The following is a 19105-nucleotide window of genomic DNA, read 5'->3' on the forward strand; positions in this document are numbered from 1 at the left end:
GTCGCAGGCATCGAGCTGGGCCAGCTCGACGTATTCGTTCGGCTTGTGTGCCTGTTCGATGTTGCCGGGGCCGCACACGATGCTCGGGATGCCTGCATTGGCGAACAGCCCGGCCTCGGTGCCGTAGGCGACCTTGCGTTGCGAGCGGTCGGCCGTCAGCGCGCGCACCAGTTGCGTGATGGCGGCCTGCTCGTCGGCGTCGAGGCCCGGCGCGGCGGCAATCTGCGAGATCTCGATGGCCGCGTCGGGATGCTCGCGTCGCATCTTCGGCAGCAGCGTGTCGCGCGCGTAGGTGTCGATCTTCGCGAAGATCGCGTCGGGGTCGAGCGTCGGCAGGTTGCGGAATTCGAACGAGAAGCGGCACTCGGCCGGCACCGTGTTGATCGCGTTGCCGCCTTCGATCAGGCTGGTTTGCGCGGTGGTGAACGGCACGTCGTAAAGCTCGTCGAACGGGCCGTTGGCGCGGAATTCGTCGGCGATGTCGCGGATATGGCAGATCAGGCGCGCCGCGTATTCGATCGCGTTGAGCCCCTTCGGCGTCAGCGAGGAATGCGCCGCGTGGCCGCGCACGCAGCAGCGATAGGTGTTGATGCCCTTGTGGGCGATGATCGGGCGCATGCTGGTCGGCTCGCCGACGATGCAGCCGCTCGGATGCAGCCCGCGCTCCTTCAGGTCGGCGAGCAGCAGCGGCGCGCCGGCGCAGCCGATTTCCTCGTCGTAGGACAGCGCGAAATGGATCGGCTTGACGAGGCGCGCCGATTGCATCTCGGGCACCAGCGCGAGCGCCGCGCCGATGAAGCCCTTCATGTCGCAGGTGCCGCGCCCGTACAGGCGGCCGTCGCGGATCTGCGGCGCGAACGGATCGCTGTCCCAATTCTGACCGTCGACCGGCACCACATCGGTGTGGCCCGACAGCACCACGCCGCCGTCGGTCGCGCCGTCGTGCGCGGGGATCGTCGCGAACAAATTGGCCCAGCCTTCGCGTTTGTCGTACGTCAGCTCGGAGCGGATGCCGCGTTCGGCCAGCGCGTCGCGCACGGTTTCGATCAGGCCGAGGTTCGGCACGCGGCTGGTGGTGTCCATCGCCACCAGGCGGTTGATCCAATCGAGGCTGGCGGGGGAGGTGGCGGAAGCAGGGGCGGAGGAAGCGGGCGGGGTAGTGGCGTCGACGGCGGAACGCATGGTGAAACTCCGGATGGCAATACGAAAATCATACTCAAAAACAAGGCGGCCCGCGCTCGCGGGCCGCCTTGCAATGCAGCATGAAGAACAGGGGGCTGCCGCCAGGCCGGGGCAGATCCGGCCCGGGCAGCGCAATCCGCAGCGGTGGCGGCGATGCCCGCGCTGCGGCAGCCGCGCTCAGCGCGCCGCCGCCTTCTTGCCGCCGCTGGGCTGGCCGAGCGCGCGCAGCGTTTCCTTGACGGTCGACACGCGGATCGCCGGGTCGGGCGTGCGCGTTTCGATGCGCAGCTTGTCCTGGCCGGCGAGCTTCACGTGACGATGCTTCTGTACCATCTCGATGATGCGCATCGGATCGATGGGCGGATCGGGCACGAACTGCAGGCCGATCGCCACCTCGCTCGCATCGATCTTGCTGATGCCGAGCGGCCGGGCCAGCAGCCGCAGCCGGTGCGTCTCGACCAGCGCGGTGGCCTGCGGCGGCAGCTTGCCGAAGCGATCGACCAGTTCCTCGTGGATCGCATCGATCGATTCGCCTTCCTCGCAGTTGGCGAGGCGCTTGTACAACGACAGCCGCTCCTGCACGTCGGCGCAGTAATCGGCCGGCAGGATCGCCGGCGTGTGCAGGTTGATCTCGGTGGTGGCGGCCAGCGGTGCGAGCAAGTCCGGCTCGCGGCCGTTCTTGAGTGCCTTCACGGCATCGTTGAGCATGTCCGTGTAGAGCTGGAAGCCGATCTCGTGGATCTCGCCCGATTGCTTGTCGCCGAGCACTTCGCCGGTGCCGCGGATCTCCAGGTCGTGCATCGCCAGATAGAAGCCCGAGCCGAGCTCCTCCATCTGCTGGATCGCTTCGAGCCGCCGTTGCGCCTGCTTGGTCAGCGACTGCGGATCGTGCACCAGCAGGTACGCATAGGCCTGGTGGTGCGAACGGCCCACGCGGCCGCGCAACTGGTGCAACTGCGCCAGCCCGAACTTGTCGGCGCGATGCATGATGATCGTGTTCGCGCTCGGCACGTCGATGCCGGTTTCGATGATGGTCGTGCAGAGCAGCACGTTGCTGCGCAGGCCCACGAAATCGCGCATCACGCGTTCCAGCTCACGCTCGTGCATCTGGCCGTGCGCGATCGCGATGCGCGCTTCCGGCACCAGCGCTTCCAGCATCGCCCGGCGGTTCTCGATGGTTTCGACCTCGTTGTGCAGGAAGTACACCTGCCCGCCGCGCTTCAGTTCGCGCAGCATCGCCTCGCGGATCACGCTGTCGTCCTCGCGCCGCACGAAGGTCTTGATCGCGAGCCGCTTCTGCGGCGCGGTGGCGATCACCGAGAAATCGCGCAGGCCTTCGAGCGCCATGCCGAGCGTGCGCGGAATGGGCGTGGCGGTCAGCGTCAGCACGTCGACCTCGGCGCGCAGCGCCTTCAGCGCTTCCTTCTGGCGCACGCCGAAGCGGTGTTCCTCGTCGATGATGACCAGCCCGAGACGCTTGAACTGCACGTCCGAGGACAGCAGCTTGTGCGTGCCGATCACGATATCGACGCTGCCTTCGTTGATCTGCTGGATCGCCGCCGAGATCTCCTTGGTCGACTTGAAACGCGACAGTTCGGCCACGCGCACGGGCCAGTCGGCGAAACGGTCGATGAAGGTTTGCGTATGCTGTTCGGCCAGCAGGGTGGTGGGCGACAGCAGCGCGACCTGCTTGCCGCCGAGCACGGCGATGAACGCCGCGCGCAGCGCCACCTCGGTCTTGCCGAAGCCCACATCGCCGCACACCAGGCGATCCATCGGCTTGCCGCTCGTCATGTCGCCGATCACGGCGGCGATCGCGGCGGCCTGGTCGGGCGTTTCCTCGAAGCCGAAGCTCTCGGCGAACTTCACGTAGTCGCGCGGATCGAGCGCGAACGCATGGCCCTCGCGCGCGGCGCGGCGTGCGTACAGGTTCAGCAGCTCGGCGGCGGTGTCGCGGATCTGTTGCGCCGCCTTGCGCTTGGCGCGCTCCCACTGGCCCGAGCCGAGCGCGTGCAGTGGTGCGCTGTCGGGGTCGGCGCCGCTGTAGCGCGAGATCACGTGCAGTTGCGACACCGGCACGTAGAGCTTGCTTTCGCCCGCGTATTCGAGATGCAGGAATTCGGTGTCGCCCTCGCCGAGATCCATCGACACCAGGCCCATGTAGCGGCCGATGCCGTGCTGCGTGTGCACCACCGGGTCGCCCACCTTCAGCTCCGACAGGTCGCGCACCATCGCGTCGACGTTGCTGGCCTGCTCCTGGCGGCGGCGCCCGGTGCGGCGGCCGGTGACGCCGTACAGCTCGGTTTCGGTGACGATCGCGTAGCCTTCGCCGGGCACCGCGAAGCCGCTCGAGAGCGGCGCGACGCCGAGCGCGAAACGCTCGTCGCTTTCGAGCCAGGCGGCGAAGCTGTCGTTGCCGGCCGGGCGCAGGCCGTTCTCGGCCAGCAGTTGCGCGATGGTTTCGCGGCGGCCGGCCGAATCGACCGTGAACAGCACGCGGTTCGGCGTGGTATCGAGGTAGTGGCGCAGCGTGGCGACCGGATCGTCGGCCTGCCGTTCGAGCGCGAGCGGCGGCAGCGCCGTGGCCCAGCCGCCGGCCGGCTGCGCGGGCAGCACGAGGCGCGCGAACGGCTTGGCGAGCGTGTAGAAATCCTCGTCGCTGAGGAACAGGCGCAGCGGTTCGAGAATCGGCCGCTCGCGATCGTGCGACAGGAACGTGTAGCGCTGCCGGGTGTCGGCCGTGAAGCGGCGGATCGCGTTGTCGAGATCGCCGGTGAACACCAGATGCGCGTTGTGCGGCAGATAGTGGAACAGCGTGGCCGTTTCGTCGAAGAACAGCGGCAGGTAATACTCGATGCCGGCCGACGGCACGCCGTTGCCGATGTCGCGGTAGATCGTGGCGCGGCTCGGATCGCCCTCGAAGGTTTCGCGCCAGCGGCTGCGGAACGTGGTGCGCGCGGCGTCGTCGAACGGGAATTCGCGGCCCGGCAGCATGCGCACGTCGCGCACCGGGTACAGGCTGCGCTGCGTGTCCGGATCGAACGCGCGGATCGAATCGACCTGATCGTCGAACAGGTCGAGCCGGTAGGGTAGCGGCGAGCCCATCGGGAACAGGTCGATCAGCGAGCCGCGCACGCAGTATTCGCCCGGGCGCACCACCTGGCTCACGTGCTCGTAGCCGGCCAGCGTCAGCTGCGCCTTGAGCCTGGCCTCGTCGAGCCGCTCGCCCTGCTTGAACGCGAACGTGTAGGCGGCTAGGAACGAGGCCGGCGGCATGCGATAGAGCGCCGTGGTGGCCGGCACCAGCAGGATGTCGCAACGCCCCTCGCCGAGATCGTGCAGCGTGGCGAGCCGTTCCGAGACCAGATCCTGGTGCGGCGAAAACGTATCGTAAGGCAGGGTTTCCCAGTCGGGCAGCAGCCGCACGCGTGCGTCGGGCGCGAAGTACGCCAGCTCCAGCGAGAGCCGCTGCGCGTCCGTCGCGTTCGCGCAGACCACCGCGAGCAACGGCACCTGCGCCTTGTGGGCGGCGAGATAGCGGGCGATGACGAGGCCATCGGCGGAGCCGAGCGCGCCGTCGAAGGCGAAGCGCTGGCCCGGTTTCACGAGTGCGACGGGGGACGACGGAGTGCTGGCGTTTTCTGGCATGGACGAGGCTGGAATGGCGAGCGCCGGGGCGCCGCGAGCGGCACGACGGTCGAGTCGAAAGACCTATTATAAAATCCTGCCTTCGATTTCCCTATTACCGGCGTTCGCTCACGTGACTCCCCGACTTTTTGCCCTGATTCCCTGTGCCGGCACCGGCAGCCGTTCCGGCTCGGCGCTGCCCAAGCAGTACCGCACGCTGGCCGGTCGGGCGCTGCTGCACTACACGCTGGCCGCGTTCGACGCGCTCAGCGAATTCTCGCAAACGCTGGTGGTGATCTCGCCGGACGACACGCATTTCGACGCGCGCCGCTTCGCCGGCCTGCGCTTCGCGGTCAGCCGTTGCGGCGGCGCATCGCGCCAGGCGTCGGTGCTGAACGGCCTGCTGCAGCTCTGCGCGGAATTCGGCGCGACCGATGCCGACTGGGTGCTGGTGCACGACGCCGCGCGCCCCGGCATCACGCCCGCGCTGATCCGCACGCTGATCACCACGCTGAAGGACGACCCGGTGGGCGGCATCGTCGCGCTGCCGGTGGCCGATACGCTCAAGCGCGTGCCGGCCGGCGGCGACGAGATCGCCCGCACCGAATCGCGCGACGGGCTCTGGCAGGCGCAAACGCCGCAGATGTTCCGCATCGGCATGCTGCGCGACGCGATCCTCGCCGCGCAACACGATGGCCACGACCTGACCGACGAGGCCAGCGCGATCGAATGGGCCGGCCATGCGCCGCGCGTCGTGCAGGGCAATCTGCGCAACTTCAAGGTCACGTACCCCGAGGATTTCGATCTGGCCGAGGCATTCCTGTCCCGGCCGGCGAACGCCTCCTGATCCACTCAACCAGGAACCGACCCAGCATGGATTTCAGAATCGGACAAGGCTACGACGTACACCAACTGGTTCCCGGCCGGCCGCTCATCATCGGCGGCGTGACGATCCCCTACGAGCGCGGCCTGCTCGGCCACTCGGACGCCGACGTGCTGCTGCACGCGCTGACCGACGCGCTGTTCGGCGCGGCCGCGCTCGGCGATATCGGCCGTCATTTCTCGGACACCGATGCGCAGTTCAAGGGCGCCGACAGCCGCGTGCTGCTGCGCGAATGCGTGAAGCGCGTGACGGCCGCGGGCTTCACGATCCGCAACGTCGATACCACCGTGATCGCGCAGGCGCCGAAGCTCGCGCCGCACATCGACGCGATGCGCGCGAACATCGCCGACGATCTCGGCCTGCCGCTCGACCGCGTCAACGTCAAGGCGAAGACCAACGAGAAGCTCGGCTATCTGGGCCGCGGCGAAGGGATCGAGGCACAGGCGGCCGCGCTGCTGGTGCGCGAAGGCGCCTGAGTTTAGGCATCCGGCGTCAGCCGGTCGATGTCGACAACGCCCCGCCTCGTGCGGGGCGTTGTCGTTTTCGCGCGCCGGCCGCTATCGTGCCGCCTGCGCCGCGTCCTGCAACGCAGTGAGCACGCGCAGGATCTCCTGCGGCCGGCAGCCGGCTTCGAGCCGGTCGACCGAGACGTGCTGAATGGTGTTGTCGGCGTCGACGATGAACGTGGCGAGCAGGGCGGTGCCGGTGTCGCGGTCGCGCACGCCGAGCTGGTCGATCAGCTCGCCCTTCACGTCGCCGAACGCATGATGGTTGAGCCGCTCGAGTGCCGCATTCTCGCGCCGCCAGGCGAGCTTGACGCATTCGTTGTCGGCGCTGCCGCCAAGCAGCACCGCGCCGCGTTCCGCGAACGCCGGCTGCAGCCGGGCGAAGCCGGCGATCTGGTCGGCGCAGGCGGCGTCGAAATCGCGTGGATAGAAATAGATCACCTTCCAGTGATCGGGGAACGAGGCCTGCGTGATGGTTTCGTACGCCGAATGGCCGTTTTCCTCGGGCAACAGGAAGCCGGGGCGGGCGGCCATCACGGTGAATGCTTCGAGCGTGTCGCCGACGGTTTTCATGCACGGGCTCCTTGCGGTGCGTGAGTGTCACGCATCGACTATAGGTCTATCGCGAGTGCGTTCCAGTAGAAATTGGCTATTGATGTGCGTGCGATGCGAGCAGCGGGCCAATCATGGCCGCTGCCTGCGAAATGACGGAAAACGGAGGAAATGGAGCGGGGTTCAGGCTGCCGTGCGGGCGGCCTTGCCGGTCGGGAAGTCGAGCGACACCTCGAGGCCCGGCTCGGGCGCGCGGTTGCGCAGCTTCAGCGTGCCGCGATAGCGGCCGACGATGCGCAGCACGATCGCCATGCCGAGGCCGGTGCCGTCCGCCTTGCTGCGCGCCGCGTCGACGCGATAGAACGGGCGCATCACGAGCGGCAGTTGATCGTCGGGGATGCCGGGGCCTTCGTCGCGCACGATCAGCTCGACGCGAGTGGGCGAGCTGCGCGTTTCGACGACGATCCGCGCGATGCCGTCGTTGGCGCTCAGGCCGTACTTGCGCGCGTTCTCGACCAGGTTGCCGACCACGCGCCGCATGTCGGTTTCGTCGGCCTCGACCACGGCGGCCGGCGCCAGCTTCATGGTGATCTGCACGCCGTCCTCGTTGGCGAGGCGCGCGGCCACGTCGTGCGCGATCATCGACAGATCCACCGGTTCGAGCGCGCGTTGCGGGGTGGGCCGCGCGTAATCGATGAAGGCGGCGATGATGCGGTCCATCTGCTCGATGTCGTCGACCATCGCATCCTTGGTGGCCTGATCCGACGGGCTCATCTCGGTTTCGAGCCGCAGCCGCGCGAGCGGCGTGCGCAGGTCGTGCGAGATGCCGGCCAGCATCAGCGCGCGATCGGCGTCGAGCTGTTCGAGGTCGCGCACCATCTGGTTGAAGCTGCGGTTGGTGTCGGCCGCCACGCCCATGCCGCGCTCGGGCAGCGGCTCGGGCATCTGCCCGGCGCCCACCTTGCGTGCCGCGAGCGCGAGCCGCGAGAACGGCTGGTTCACGAGGCTCGTGATGAACGCCGAGCCGAGCAGCGAGAGCGCCAGCGCGAACAGGCCCCACCCGGCCCATTGCAGGCCCGTGACGGTGTCGAGCTGGTCGCGGTCGAGCGCGACCCAGTAATCGTCGTCGTCGATCTTGAAGCTGATCCACACGCCGGGAATCTCGTTGACCGATTGCGCGATCACGGTGTCGTCGCCGAGCCGGCTGCGGATGTCGTGTTCGATCAGGCGATTCAGCGATTCGTCGGGCTGGAGCTTGAATTTGTCGGATGTTTCGCGCGGGTAGACGCGCACGCCCTCGTTGCTCTCGAGATCCTGCAGCAGCGCGCGGCGCAGGTCGGGATCGGAATAGAGCAGGGCGGTGCGCGTGAGCTTGACGACCGCGACGAGCTGCAAGGCCACGCGCTGCGCGCGCGGCTCGCGCTCGATCACGCGAAAGCTCTGAAACCACGCGGCGAGGCTGACCGCGATCAGCAGGGCGATCAGCAGGAAGGTGCGCCAGAACAGCCCGCCGAAAACGAGCGTCAGAAGGCGCCGGTCAATACGCATAGGGCGGACTGTCTAGGCTGGCGTGGCGTGGAAGGCCGGCGCGCGCGAACGCGCGCCGAGCAGGTCGGGCGATCAGGCCGCGCCGTCGGGGATGAACACGTAGCCGAGGCCCCAGACGGTCTGGATGAAACGCGGGCTGCCCGGATCGGGTTCGATCAGCTTGCGCAGGCGCGAGATCTGCACGTCGAGGCTGCGGTCGAATACTTCATATTCGCGGCCGCGCGCCAGTTCCATGAGTTTCTCGCGCGACAGCGGCTGGCGCGGATGACGCGCGAACACTTTCAGCACCGAGAATTCGCCGGTGGTCAGCGGAATCTCCTGGCCGGATTTGGTCAGCGTGCGCGTGGCGAGATTCAGCGAGAACTCGCCGAATTCGAATACCTCGGTGGTTTCCGACGGCGCGCCCGGCAATTCGGCCGGCGCCTGGCGACGCAATACCGCGTGAATCCGCGCCACCAGCTCGCGCGGATTGAACGGCTTCGGCAGGTAATCGTCGGCACCCATTTCGAGGCCGACGATGCGATCGACGTCCTCGCCCTTCGCCGTCAGCATGATGATCGGCGTGCGGTCGTTGCTGCCGCGCAGGCGGCGACAGATCGACAGGCCGTCTTCACCGGGCAGCATCAGGTCGAGCACGAGCAGATCGAAACGTTCGCGGACCCAAAGCTTGTTCATGGCCGTCGCATTTTCGGCGACATACACGTTGAAGCCTTGTTCGCCGAGATAACGACGCAACAAATCGCGCAAGCGGGGATCGTCGTCGACGACGAGGATTTTCGAGGGGTTTTTCGTTTCCATGGGCGGCATCTTATCGCGATTACGGAGGTGCGCACGGGCGCGGGATTTTACGAGTAACAGTCGGTTACAAAATTTACCCGTGCTGCGATGCTGAGTAAAGACAGTCGTTAGACACTCCTTTACTTGGCGCGGAAATTCAGTGGATACTCCACCCACTCGATATTTCGTAGTTCGTTTGCCCGATATTCGCCGGGTTTGTTCAAGTACCAGAGGTTAAACGGTTGCCGCGTGACGAAGGGAACAAATCGACCACAGAAGCGAGCACAGTGATGCGATCTCAGCGGATTGCATGCGCACTGACGATCGTGTTTGCCGGTCTCTTTGCATCGAACTTCGCTTGCGCGCAGCGCCAGGAGCGGGGCGGGCCGTTGCAGAAGGTGTCGCGCGGCCGTGCCGTGCCGCAACCGGCGCGTGATCAATTCGATCGTTTCGACGAGCCGTCAGGCCGTTCCGCCGTGTCCCCCGATCTCGACCAGCGCCGCCGCGACGGGCACATGACGCCCGAGGAACGCCACCTGCTGCGCCAGCATATCGAAGATGCCGTGCGCGAGCTTTACAAGCGCTAAGCACTGCGTTTCATTTTCCCCGATCTTGGTGTCACGACGTCGTGCGACGCACCGTTTGCGTGCGTGTGCATCGACATGCGCCACGTCAACGCCCTACCCGCGCCGTCCGTTTATCTGAAGTGATGCGCTTGCCGCGCCCGCTTGCCGTGGGTCGCCGGCCTGCGCGCAATCCAGGCCATCAGGGAGCGGCGTCGCATGCGTCGAATCGATACCGAAGTGTCTCGTCCGGGTACGCATGGCGCCCATGGCGTCACCCATGCTGCGGCCACCTGGCCGCCTTCGATGCAGGCGCTGCTCGACGCCGACGATGTTCGTTTCCTGCTGACGCGCACGGGTTTTGCTGCCTCGCCCGACGAGGTCGCGCGCCATGTCGGCACGACCCGCGCGGTGGCCGTCGAAGCGTTGCTCGATGGCGCGCGCCACGATACGTTCACGGCGATGCCGACATGGACCGACGAACCGCTGCCGCCGCGCGCCGTGCGCAACGCCTGGACGCCCGATCAGCGGCGCGACGATCAACGTCTGCAATCGCAACGTTACGACGCGTTGCGCGCCTGGTGGCTCGACGCGATGCTGAGCACGCCTTCGCCGCTGGCCGAACGCATGACGCTGTTCTGGCATCGGCATTTCACCTCGGGGCAGGACAAGTCGCCGTATGCGCGCACGATGGCGATGCAGCACCGCCTGCTGCGCAGCGAGGCGCTCGGCAATTTCGGCACGATGCTGCACGCCGTCGCGAAAGACCCGGCGATGCTGCAATACCTCGACGGCGCGAGCAATCGCAAGGGCCGCCCCAACGAGAATTTCGCGCGCGAGGTGATGGAGTTGTTCACGCTCGGCGAAGGGCACTACACGCAGCACGACGTGACCGAGGCGGCGCGCGCGCTGACCGGTTGGGGCCTCGATCCCGATACGCTCGAAACGGTTTGGCATCCGAACCTTCATGACGACGGCATGAAGACCGTGCTCGGGCAGAGCAGCCCGCTCGACACCGACGGCGTGCTCGACATCCTGCTCGCACAGCCCGAAACGGCGCGCTTCGTGTGCGCGAAGCTGTGGCGCGAGTTCGTTTCCGATACGCCCGATTCCGTCGAACTGGACGCGATCGCCGCGCGCTTTCGCGACAGCGGCTACGAGATCCGCGCGGCGCTCGTGGCGCTGCTGTCGAGCGACGCGTTCTGGAGCGATCGCGTGCGCGGCGTGCATGTGAAATCGCCGGTGGAGTTCGTGGTCGGCAACGTGCGGCTGTTCGCGATCGATTACGGCGATGCGGCGCAATTCGTGCCGGTCGTGCGCGGCCTCGGCGAGAACCTGTTCGCGCCGCCGAACGTCAAGGGCTGGCCGGGCGGCGCGATGTGGATCAATAGTGCGACGCTGCTCGCGCGCAAGCAGTTCGTCGAGCGCATGTTCCGGTCGACCACCGCGTCGGGCAAATCGGCGAAGGCAGTGCGGCCCGCGGCAGCCTCCGCAATGCAGACCGTCGCAATGGCGCAGCCTCCGCGTGGCGCGGCGATGCGCTTCGATCTCGACGACTGGCTCGCGCGATTCGGGGCGGCGCCGCAGGGCAAACCGTCGGTGTCGGTCGAATTGCAATTGCAGCACGCGGTGCTGCCGCTGTCGCCGGTCGCGGCGATCGATGCCGGTGCGAGCGGCGCGGCGTATTTGCGTGCGCTGCTGATGGATCCGGTCTATCAACTGTGCTGAAGCCGGCAACGGCGACGAGGACGCAAGCATGAAACGACGCGATTTCCTGAGGCTGGCCGGCATGGCGGGCGCGGCCGGCGTGACGATCTGGACGCCGGGCGCGCAGGCGGCCGAGGCGCTGGCCGGCGAGAACCTTGCGAGCCCGGCGGCCACAGCGCACGAAGCCGGGCATTACCGGCGCCTGCTGATTCTCGTCGAACTGAAGGGCGGCAACGACGGGCTGAACATGGTGGTGCCCTATGCCGATCCGCTCTATCGCACGCTGCGCCCGACGCTCGCGCTGCGCCGCGAGACGCTGCTGCCGCTCGACGAACGCGCGGCGCTGCATCCGTCGCTCGCACCGTTGTTGCCGGCCTGGCAGGCGCACGAGCTGGCGGTAGTGCAGGGCGTCGGTTATCCGCAGCCGAATCTCTCGCATTTTCGCTCGATCGAGATCTGGGATACGGCCTCGCGCTCGGATGAATATCTCGGCGATGGCTGGCTGTCTCGCGCGTTCGCGCGCGCACCGGTGCCGCCCGGTTTCGCGGCCGACGGCGTGGTGTTCGGCAGCGCCGAGATGGGGCCGCTCGCGAACGGCGCGCGCGCGATCGTGCTCGTCAATCCGGCGCAGTTCATCGGCGCGGCGAAGCTCGCGCATCCGGTGGCGCTGCGCGAGCAGAACCCGGCGCTCGCGCATCTGATCGACGTGGAGAACGACATCGTCAACGCGGCGGCGCGGCTGCGGCCGCGCGACGGCGCGTTCGCGTTCGGCACGGCGTTTCCGGCCGGGCCGTTCGGCACCTCGGTGAAGACGGCGATGCAGGTGCTGGCCGCCTCCGAATCGCCGCAGCGGCAGCCGCTGGCGGGGCAGGGCGTGGCCGTGCTGCGGCTCACGCTGAACGGCTTCGACACGCATCAGAACCAGGCCGGCCAGCAGGCGGCGCTGTTCAAGCAGTTATCGGAAGGGCTGGCGGCGATGCGCTCGGCGCTCGTCGAGCTGGGGCGCTGGGACGACACGCTCGTGATGACCTATGCCGAGTTCGGCCGGCGCGTGCGCGAGAACCAGAGCGGTGGCACCGATCACGGCACGTCGGCGCCGCACTTCGTGATGGGCGGGCGCGTGCGCGGTGGCCTGTACGGCGAGACGCCGGCGCTCGCACGACTCGACGGCAACGGCAACCTGCCGGTGGCGGTCGATTTCCGGCAACTGTATGCGACGGTGCTCGGGCCGTGGTGGGGGATCGATTCGTCTGTCGTGCTGCGCGGGCGCTTCGCGCCGCTGCCGTTGTTGCGCGTGTGAGTGGGTGCGTGGGCGGGTGGCCGGTGAGTGGCGGTGTGCCATGCCGTTCAGAGCCTGCACGCGTGAGTGCCCGTGGGCGGATGGATGACTTATCAGCGGCGGCGCGCGACGCGACGTGTCACCTAAAGCCTTGCGTCTGAGCGCGCGTGAGCGGATGACTTATCAGCGGCGGCGGGCGGCGCGACGTGTCACCTAAAGCCTTGCGCCTGAGCGCGCGTGAGCGGGATGACCTATCAGCGGGGCGCGCAGCGCGACGTGTCGCCCACCGCCTTGCGTCTGAGTGCGCGTGAGCAGATGACCAATCAGCGGCGGCGCGCGGCGCGCCACGCCACCCACAGCTTGCGGATCGGCGTCAGCGCGATGCGTTGGTGCAGCACCTGGTACTGTTCGCGATCGATTTCGTCGAGCGTCGCCAGTGCCAGCGCACCGAGCGCGCGCAGTGTGCGCTGGGCGCGCCGCTCGGCGGCGGGAATCGCGTCGAGCGCTTCGTGCAGGGCCTTGCGCGCCCGCTCGGCCTGGAAAAACATCAGCTCGCTGAACGCCTGGCTGTAGCGCCGGTGCATGAGGTCGGCTGCCGTCACCTCGTAGCGCTGCAACTCGTCGATCGGCAGATACACGCGACCGTGACGCGCGTCGTGCCCCACGTCCTCGACGATCTGCGCGAGCACCAGCGCGTTGCCGAGCGCGAATGCCCAGTCGGGCGTTGTCCCGGCACGATCATCGGCGCCATCGCCGGCACTCGAACGGGCACCTGAGCCATCACCCGCGCCCGCGCTGGCGCGCGCGACCAGCGCCGCGAACCCGCCGCCCACGCCGCCGATATAGCGGCGCAGGTTCGCAAAATCCAGATAGCGTGCCTGTTCGAGATCCATTGCGAAGCCGTCGGCGAGCGCCTGCCACGCCGCGCCGTCGGGCGCGAGCCCCGGCGCGTGATGGGCGATGGCCTGCGTGACCGGGTGCGAGGCGTGGCCTTGCGCAAGCGCGGCGAGTTCGTTGCGCCACCAGGCGAGCTTGGTATGGCCGATGGTCGGATCGCTGGTTTCGCGCGTGGTTTCGTCCAGCTCGCGGCGCAGCGCGAACAGCGCGGTCAGCGCGCCCTGTCGGGCGAACGGCGCCTGACGGAGCGCGTAATAGGCGCTGGAGCCGGCTGGTGCGGCCTTCTGCTGGCAGTATTCGTCGAAATTCACGGGCGGGGCAACGGATGGACGTAAGCGGGCGGCCGGACAGGGCGCAGGGGGATACCGCGCCGGGCCGGGCAAATGCGCGGCGATTCTAGCACCGACGCACCGGATCGCGGCATGGGCCCGCGGATCGGACAGCCGTGACACGTCGGGAACCGGAAAGGGGGCAATAGGGGGGCAATACGGGGAATGGTGCGTGAGGCCGGACTCGAACCGGCACACCCTTGCGGGCGTCAGGACCTAAACCTGGTGCGTCTACCAATTTCGCCACTCACGCACATCGATGATCGGGAACACCGCCGCGTAGCGGCTGGAGCGTCCCGCGAACACGCCGCCAATGTGGAATCGGACGGCCGCCGAAAAGCGCGAGCGCGGATTCTAACCGATCTCCCCGCGCTTGTCTCTACCCGCCATGCCGGGCCTCGCGGGGAGCGCCGCGCCTGTTTGTCTAGCTCTTGCGCGAGCTGGTCAGCACCGTCTGCACGATCACCGCGAGCAGCAGGAACACGCCGCTGGCGAGGTTCTGGTAATAGGGGCTGAGCGTGCCGACCTGATTGATGACGTTCTGGATCACACCGAGCAGCAGCACGCCGGCCAGCGGCCCGGTCATGGTGCCCACACCGCCCGTCAGCAGCACCCCGCCGATCACGGCTGCCGCGATCGATTGCAACTCGTAGCCCGAGCCCGCGCCCGACAGCCCCGAATCCAGATGCGACGCCAGCAGCGCGCCCGCCAGCCCCGCCAGCGCACCGCTCAGGCCGTAGGTCAGGATCTTGATGCGCTCGACGCGCACGCCGAGCATGCGCGCTGCTTCCTCGTTGCCGCCGATCGCGAAGATCGCCGCGCCGTACGGCGTGGCGTTCAGCACCAGCGCGCCCACCGCATAGGCGATCACGAGCAGCCAGATCAGCGTGTTGACGCCGAAGATCGAACCGTTGGCGATCTGCGTGAAGAAGCCCGGGTTCTCGATCAGCAAGTCCTGGCTGGCCAGCACCAGCGCCAGCCCCTTGAGGCCGAGCAGCGCGGCCAGCGTGACGATGAACGGCGCCATCCGCGCCCGTGCGATCAGCACGCCGTTGACGAGCCCCACCAGCAGGCCGACGGCGATCGGCGCGAGCATCGCCGCGCCCCAGCCGTAGGGTGCCGCATAGGCTGCCACCACGGTGCCGAGGCCCACCATCGAGCCGACCGACAGGTCGAAGCCGCCCATGATGATCACGAGGCTCTGGCCGATCGCGATCAGGCCGAGGAAAGAACCTGCGGAGACGATGTCCGCCAGATTGGCGGGACGCAGGAAAGCGGGAAACACCGCGCCGGCCACGGCGCACACGAGAATCAGGATGCCGATCGCGCCGCGTGACTGGATCAGCCCGACCAGGCGGGCACGGCGCGCCTTGCGGGCGAGCAGCGGGGCGGCCGAGGGCGCGGGGCGCAGGTTCGCGTCGGCGTCGAGCCGGCCCGTGCCGGATTCGAGGTTCGGACGTGCGTTCATCTCAGCCCCCTTGCCGCTGCAGATACAGCGCGACGACGATGAACACGGCCTTCAGGATCTGCGCATAGGTGAAGCTGACGTTGTTCATGATGAAGCTTGCATCGAGCACCTGCAGCAGCAGCACGCCGAACACCGTGCCGACGATCGAGATGCGCCCGCCCGACAGCGGCGTGCCGCCGATCACCGAGGCGGCGATCGCATCGAGTTCGAAATTGACGCCCACGTAGTTCGGGTCCGACGCGCCGAGCCGCGCCGATGCGAACACGCCGGCCAGGCCCGCCAGCGCACCGCTCGCCGCATACACGAGGAACAGCGTGCGGCGCACCGGAATGCCGGCCAGGAACGCCGCGCCGCGGCTCGCGCCGATCAGGATCGTGTAGCGGCCGAAGGTGGTGCGGCGCACCAGCAGCATGACCAGCAGGCCGAGCGCCAGCGCGATCAGCATCACCACCGGCAGCGGGCCGATCGCGCCGGTGCCGAGCAGGTCGAACGCGTCGGCGGGCGGCAGGCTCACGCGCGAGCCGCCGACCAGCGCTTGCGCGAGGCCGCGCGCGGCGACCAGCAGCGCGAGGCCCGAGATCAGCGGATCGATGCGCACGATCGACACCAGCGCGCCGTTGAAGATGCCGACCACCAGGCCGGCCGCGATCCCGGCCGCGATCGCGGTGCCGGTGCCGAAATCGAGGCAGACGGCCACCGTCGCGCTGGCCAGCGCCATCACCGAGCCGACCGACAGATCGATGCCGCGCGTGGCGATCGCGAGGTTTTGGCCGAGCGCGATCAGCACCACCGGCGCGGCTTCGAACAGCAGGCTGCGGGCGGCCAGCGGATTCGAGAAGCCGGGCGTGATCGCGAGATTGATCAGCACCAGGATCGCCAGCGCCACGTAGACGCTGTTCTCGCGTGCCCACACCAGCGCGGCGTGAGCGGGCAGCGCGCGGGGCGGGCGCTGCGCGGAAGGGTTGGAAAGGCTCAAGCTGTCCTCGTCGGTTCGGTGGAGCGGCCGGGCGCGGCGCGAAGCGCGCGCGGCCTGGCGGTTGTGCGGGCGATCTATCGGTCGGCCGCCGGGGTGGCGTCCGGCGCGGCATCGCCGCCGGGGTCCTGGCCGCCCTGGGCGAGGATCGCCAGCACGTCGTCGGAGCTGGCGCCCTGCGTCGCGAGCGTGCCGGTGGTCACGCCTTCGTTGAGCACCACGAGGCGGTCGGTCAGTTCCAGCAGTTCTTCCATTTCGGACGAGGTCACGACCACCGCCAGCCCGTCGTCGGCCAGGCCGCGCACCACGCGGTGCACTTCCTCTTTCGCGCCGACGTCGATGCCGCGCGTCGGATCGTCGAGCAACAGCACGGTGGGGTGGGTCGACAGGCAGCGCGCGATCAGCACCTTCTGCTGGTTGCCGCCCGACAGCGTGGAAATCGGCGCGCCGGGGCCGGCGGTCTTGATGCCGAGTTCCTCAATGTAGCGTGCCACCAGTTCGTCCTGCTTGCGCGTGGAGATGAAGCCGAAGCGCGAGATGCGCGGCAGCACCGAGGCCACCAGGTTGTCGCGCACCGACAGCCGCGGAAAGATGCCTTCCGAGCGGCGGTCTTCCGACAGGAACGCGAGGCCGCGCTCGATCGAGCGCGCCGGCGCGGTGTTGCGCAGCGCGCCGCCGTCGATCTGCACGTCGCCGCCCTCGGCCTTCTGCGCACCGAACACGGCCTTGAAGGTTTCGGTGCGGCCCGAGCCGAGCAGGCCGGCCAGCCCGACGATTTCCTTCGGCGCGATCCGCATCGACACGTCGCGCACCCGGGTGCGCCAGCGCAGCTTGTCGACCGTCAGCGCCGGTTTGGCGGAGGCGGCGGCCGACGAGGGGCGTTCGACGCGCCCGCCGTGGCCCTTGTTGTCGCGTCCGAGCATCGCGGCGATCAGCGCCGCGCGCGGCAGCTCGTCGGGCGTGCCGGTCTTCACGACCGCGCCGTCGCGCATCACCGTGAAGCGGTCGCAGAGCCGGTAGCACTCGGAGAGCCGGTGACTGACGAACAGCAGTGCAATGCCGTCGGCGCGCAGGCGATCCACCACGCGGAACAGCACCTCGACTTCCGCGCCCGACAGCGCCGAGGTCGGCTCGTCGAGAATCAGCACGCGCGCGCCGAGCGACACGCCGCGCGCGATCGACACCATCTGCTGCTCGCCGAGGCCGAGCGCACTGAGCCGCGCCGCCGGATCGACGGCGAGGCCGTAACGTCGCAGGATCTCGCCGGCCATCGCGTTCATGCGGCGCCGGTCGATCAGGAGCCCGAAGCGACGCGGCTCGTGACCGATGAAGATGTTCTCGGCCACGCTGCGCTCGGGAATCAGGTTGATCTCCTGATAGACGGCGCTCACGCCGAGACGCTGCGCGTCGCGCGGCGAGGTGAACGCAACCGGCTCGCCGTCGAGATGCACGGCGCCTTCGTCGAGCGGGTGGAAGCCGGTCAGGATCTTGATCAGCGTCGATTTGCCGGCGCCGTTCTCGCCGATCAGGCCGTGCACCTCGCCGGCGCGCAAGGTCAGCGAGACGTCGCGCAGCGCGCGCACCACGCCGAAGGTTTTCGACGCGTGACGCGTCTCGAGCACGATCCGGCCGGGCGCATCGCGCCCGTCGCGGTTCGCATCGCGTGCTGCCGAATCGTTCATCGTGCTGGCTCCGGGGCGGGGTGCGGAAGGCTGGCTCAGTACACCGAGCCGGCGTCGAGCGACTTCTTCGCGTTGCTCTTGTCGTAGAGCGCGTCCTTCATGATCTGCTTCTGCGCGACCGGCTTGCCGGCGAACCAGTCGGCGAGCGACTGCATCGCGAGCGGGCCGAAGCGCGGGTTGGTCTCGACGTCGGCGGCCACGATGCCGGCCGAGATGTCGCGCACCACGTCCTTGGTGCCGTCGATCGACACGATGGTCACGCCCTTGAGCTTGCCGGCCTGGCGCAGCGCCGTGATCGCGCCGAGCGTCATCACGTCGGCGTGGGTGTAGACGGCGTTGACGTCGGCGTGCGAGAGCAGGATCTGCTCCATGACCTTCTGCGCCTCGGTGGTCGACCAGTTGGCGGTTTGCGCTGCCGCGATCTTCATGTTCGGGTAGGCCTTGAGGCCTTCGGCGAAGCCGTCGGTGCGCTGGCTTTCGACCGTGTTGCCGTAGCCGCCCTGGATTTCGGCGATCACGGCCTTCCCGCCGGTGGCGGCGGCGAGCGCCTGCGCGGCGCGCTTGCCCTGATCGAAGAAGTCGGAGCCGAGGAACGTGATGAAGTCCTCGCAGTTGGTGCCGGCCGTCTGGCGGTCGATCGTGACCACCGGGATGCCCTTGGCCTTGGCCTGCGCGAACGCCGGCTGGAGGCCCGTGGAGTTGTTCGGCGCGACGATCAGGGCCTGCGCGCCCTGGTTGATCATGCTTTCGATGTCCGACACCTGCTTGGCCGGATTGTTGTTGGCGTTCGTGTAAAGCAGGCGCTTGACGCCGGCGGCCTTGGCGGCGGCGCGCACCGAGGCGGTTTCGGTCGCGCGGAACGGGTTCTGTTCGTTTTCCGATTGCGAGAAGCCGACCACCAGGTCGTTGAGCTTGAGGCTGCCCGGCTTCGGATTGGTACAGGTTTCGTTCGAGGCGTTGCCGACCTTTTGCGCGGCGGTGTCCTGCGCGAGCGCGACGCCCGACCAGGCACCGGCCACGCACAGGGCGATCGTGACGAGGTTGCGATGCAGCGATGCTGTTGCCATGCTTGTCTCCGTTTATTGTTGACCCTACACGTTTCACGACGAGTTGCTGCTGGCGCGCCTGATGG

General features: G+C 68.2%; 15 protein-coding genes and 1 tRNA gene. 5 read left to right on the forward strand and 11 right to left on the reverse strand.

Annotation, left to right across the window (positions count from 1 at the left end; genetic code table 11):
- Positions 1-1182 (reverse strand): acetylornithine deacetylase (gene argE, locus ACYP33_RS14060; protein WP_459622405.1); only part of this gene is annotated, 1182 nt, incomplete at its 3' end.
- 177 nt (positions 1183-1359) lie between these two features.
- Positions 1360-4830 (reverse strand): transcription-repair coupling factor, encoded by a 3471-nt coding sequence (gene mfd, locus ACYP33_RS14065; protein ID WP_459622407.1) that lies wholly within the window; start codon positions 4828-4830, stop codon positions 1360-1362.
- 112 nt (positions 4831-4942) lie between these two features.
- Here mfd and ispD point away from each other — a divergent pair, with 112 nt between their 5' ends.
- Both ispD and ispF read left to right on the forward strand, forming a co-directional pair.
- On the forward strand, positions 4943-5656 hold the full coding sequence (ispD, locus tag ACYP33_RS14070) for a 2-C-methyl-D-erythritol 4-phosphate cytidylyltransferase (RefSeq protein WP_459622409.1): 714 nt from the start codon (positions 4943-4945) through the stop codon (positions 5654-5656).
- Between the two features lie 26 nt (positions 5657-5682).
- The gene (gene ispF / locus ACYP33_RS14075; protein ID WP_414442069.1) at positions 5683-6168 is read left to right on the forward strand and encodes a 2-C-methyl-D-erythritol 2,4-cyclodiphosphate synthase; all 486 of its coding nucleotides are present in this window, start codon (positions 5683-5685) and stop codon (positions 6166-6168) included.
- Between the two features lie 81 nt (positions 6169-6249).
- Here the strand turns inward: ispF and ACYP33_RS14080 are convergent, their stop codons facing one another.
- The 3 genes from ACYP33_RS14080 to ompR all read right to left on the reverse strand — a co-directional run bounded on the left by ACYP33_RS14080 (position 6250) and on the right by ompR (position 9105).
- Positions 6250-6771 (reverse strand): redoxin domain-containing protein, encoded by a 522-nt coding sequence (locus tag ACYP33_RS14080; RefSeq protein ID WP_459622411.1) that lies wholly within the window; start codon positions 6769-6771, stop codon positions 6250-6252.
- A gap of 162 nt (positions 6772-6933) precedes the next feature.
- The gene (locus ACYP33_RS14085; protein ID WP_414442067.1) at positions 6934-8298 is read right to left on the reverse strand and encodes an ATP-binding protein; all 1365 of its coding nucleotides are present in this window, start codon (positions 8296-8298) and stop codon (positions 6934-6936) included.
- Positions 8299-8370: 72 nt separating this feature from the next.
- Complete coding sequence (gene ompR / locus ACYP33_RS14090) at positions 8371-9105, reverse strand: osmolarity response regulator transcription factor OmpR (RefSeq protein WP_015875381.1); 735 nt, start codon at positions 9103-9105, stop codon at positions 8371-8373.
- 260 nt (positions 9106-9365) lie between these two features.
- On the opposite strand from ompR, the gene ACYP33_RS14095 reads away from it, so the two are divergent.
- The 3 genes from ACYP33_RS14095 to ACYP33_RS14105 all read left to right on the forward strand — a co-directional run bounded on the left by ACYP33_RS14095 (position 9366) and on the right by ACYP33_RS14105 (position 12645).
- Positions 9366-9662 carry a hypothetical protein gene (locus ACYP33_RS14095; RefSeq protein ID WP_459622441.1) on the forward strand — a complete coding sequence of 99 codons (297 nt, stop codon included), beginning with the start codon at positions 9366-9368 and terminating at the stop codon, positions 9660-9662.
- Between the two features lie 282 nt (positions 9663-9944).
- Positions 9945-11366, forward strand: a complete 1422-nt coding sequence (locus ACYP33_RS14100; protein WP_459622443.1) for a DUF1800 domain-containing protein — start codon at positions 9945-9947, stop codon at positions 11364-11366.
- Between the two features lie 28 nt (positions 11367-11394).
- Positions 11395-12645 carry a DUF1501 domain-containing protein gene (locus ACYP33_RS14105; RefSeq protein ID WP_459622414.1) on the forward strand — a complete coding sequence of 417 codons (1251 nt, stop codon included), beginning with the start codon at positions 11395-11397 and terminating at the stop codon, positions 12643-12645.
- A 302-nt stretch (positions 12646-12947) separates the two neighbouring features.
- Here the strand turns inward: ACYP33_RS14105 and ACYP33_RS14110 are convergent, their stop codons facing one another.
- The 6 genes from ACYP33_RS14110 to ACYP33_RS14135 all read right to left on the reverse strand — a co-directional run bounded on the left by ACYP33_RS14110 (position 12948) and on the right by ACYP33_RS14135 (position 19040).
- On the reverse strand, positions 12948-13832 hold the full coding sequence (locus ACYP33_RS14110; RefSeq protein ID WP_459622415.1) for a squalene/phytoene synthase family protein: 885 nt from the start codon (positions 13830-13832) through the stop codon (positions 12948-12950).
- A 184-nt stretch (positions 13833-14016) separates the two neighbouring features.
- A tRNA-Leu gene (locus tag ACYP33_RS14115) sits at positions 14017-14103 on the reverse strand.
- Positions 14104-14274: 171 nt separating this feature from the next.
- Complete coding sequence (locus ACYP33_RS14120) at positions 14275-15318, reverse strand: ABC transporter permease (protein ID WP_414451726.1); 1044 nt, start codon at positions 15316-15318, stop codon at positions 14275-14277.
- 1 nt (position 15319) lies between these two features.
- Positions 15320-16294, reverse strand: coding sequence for an ABC transporter permease (locus ACYP33_RS14125; RefSeq protein ID WP_414442063.1), 975 nt, complete (start codon positions 16292-16294; stop codon positions 15320-15322).
- Positions 16295-16368: 74 nt separating this feature from the next.
- A complete protein-coding gene (locus tag ACYP33_RS14130) occupies positions 16369-17973 on the reverse strand; it encodes a sugar ABC transporter ATP-binding protein (protein ID WP_459622418.1) in 1605 nt (534 codons plus the stop codon).
- A 35-nt stretch (positions 17974-18008) separates the two neighbouring features.
- Positions 18009-19040: an ABC transporter substrate-binding protein gene (locus ACYP33_RS14135; RefSeq protein ID WP_414451727.1), complete on the reverse strand. Its 1032-nt coding sequence runs from the start codon at positions 19038-19040 to the stop codon at positions 18009-18011.
- Between the last annotated feature and the right edge of the window lie 65 nt (positions 19041-19105).

The organism is Burkholderia sp. 3C (genome assembly GCF_054589155.1).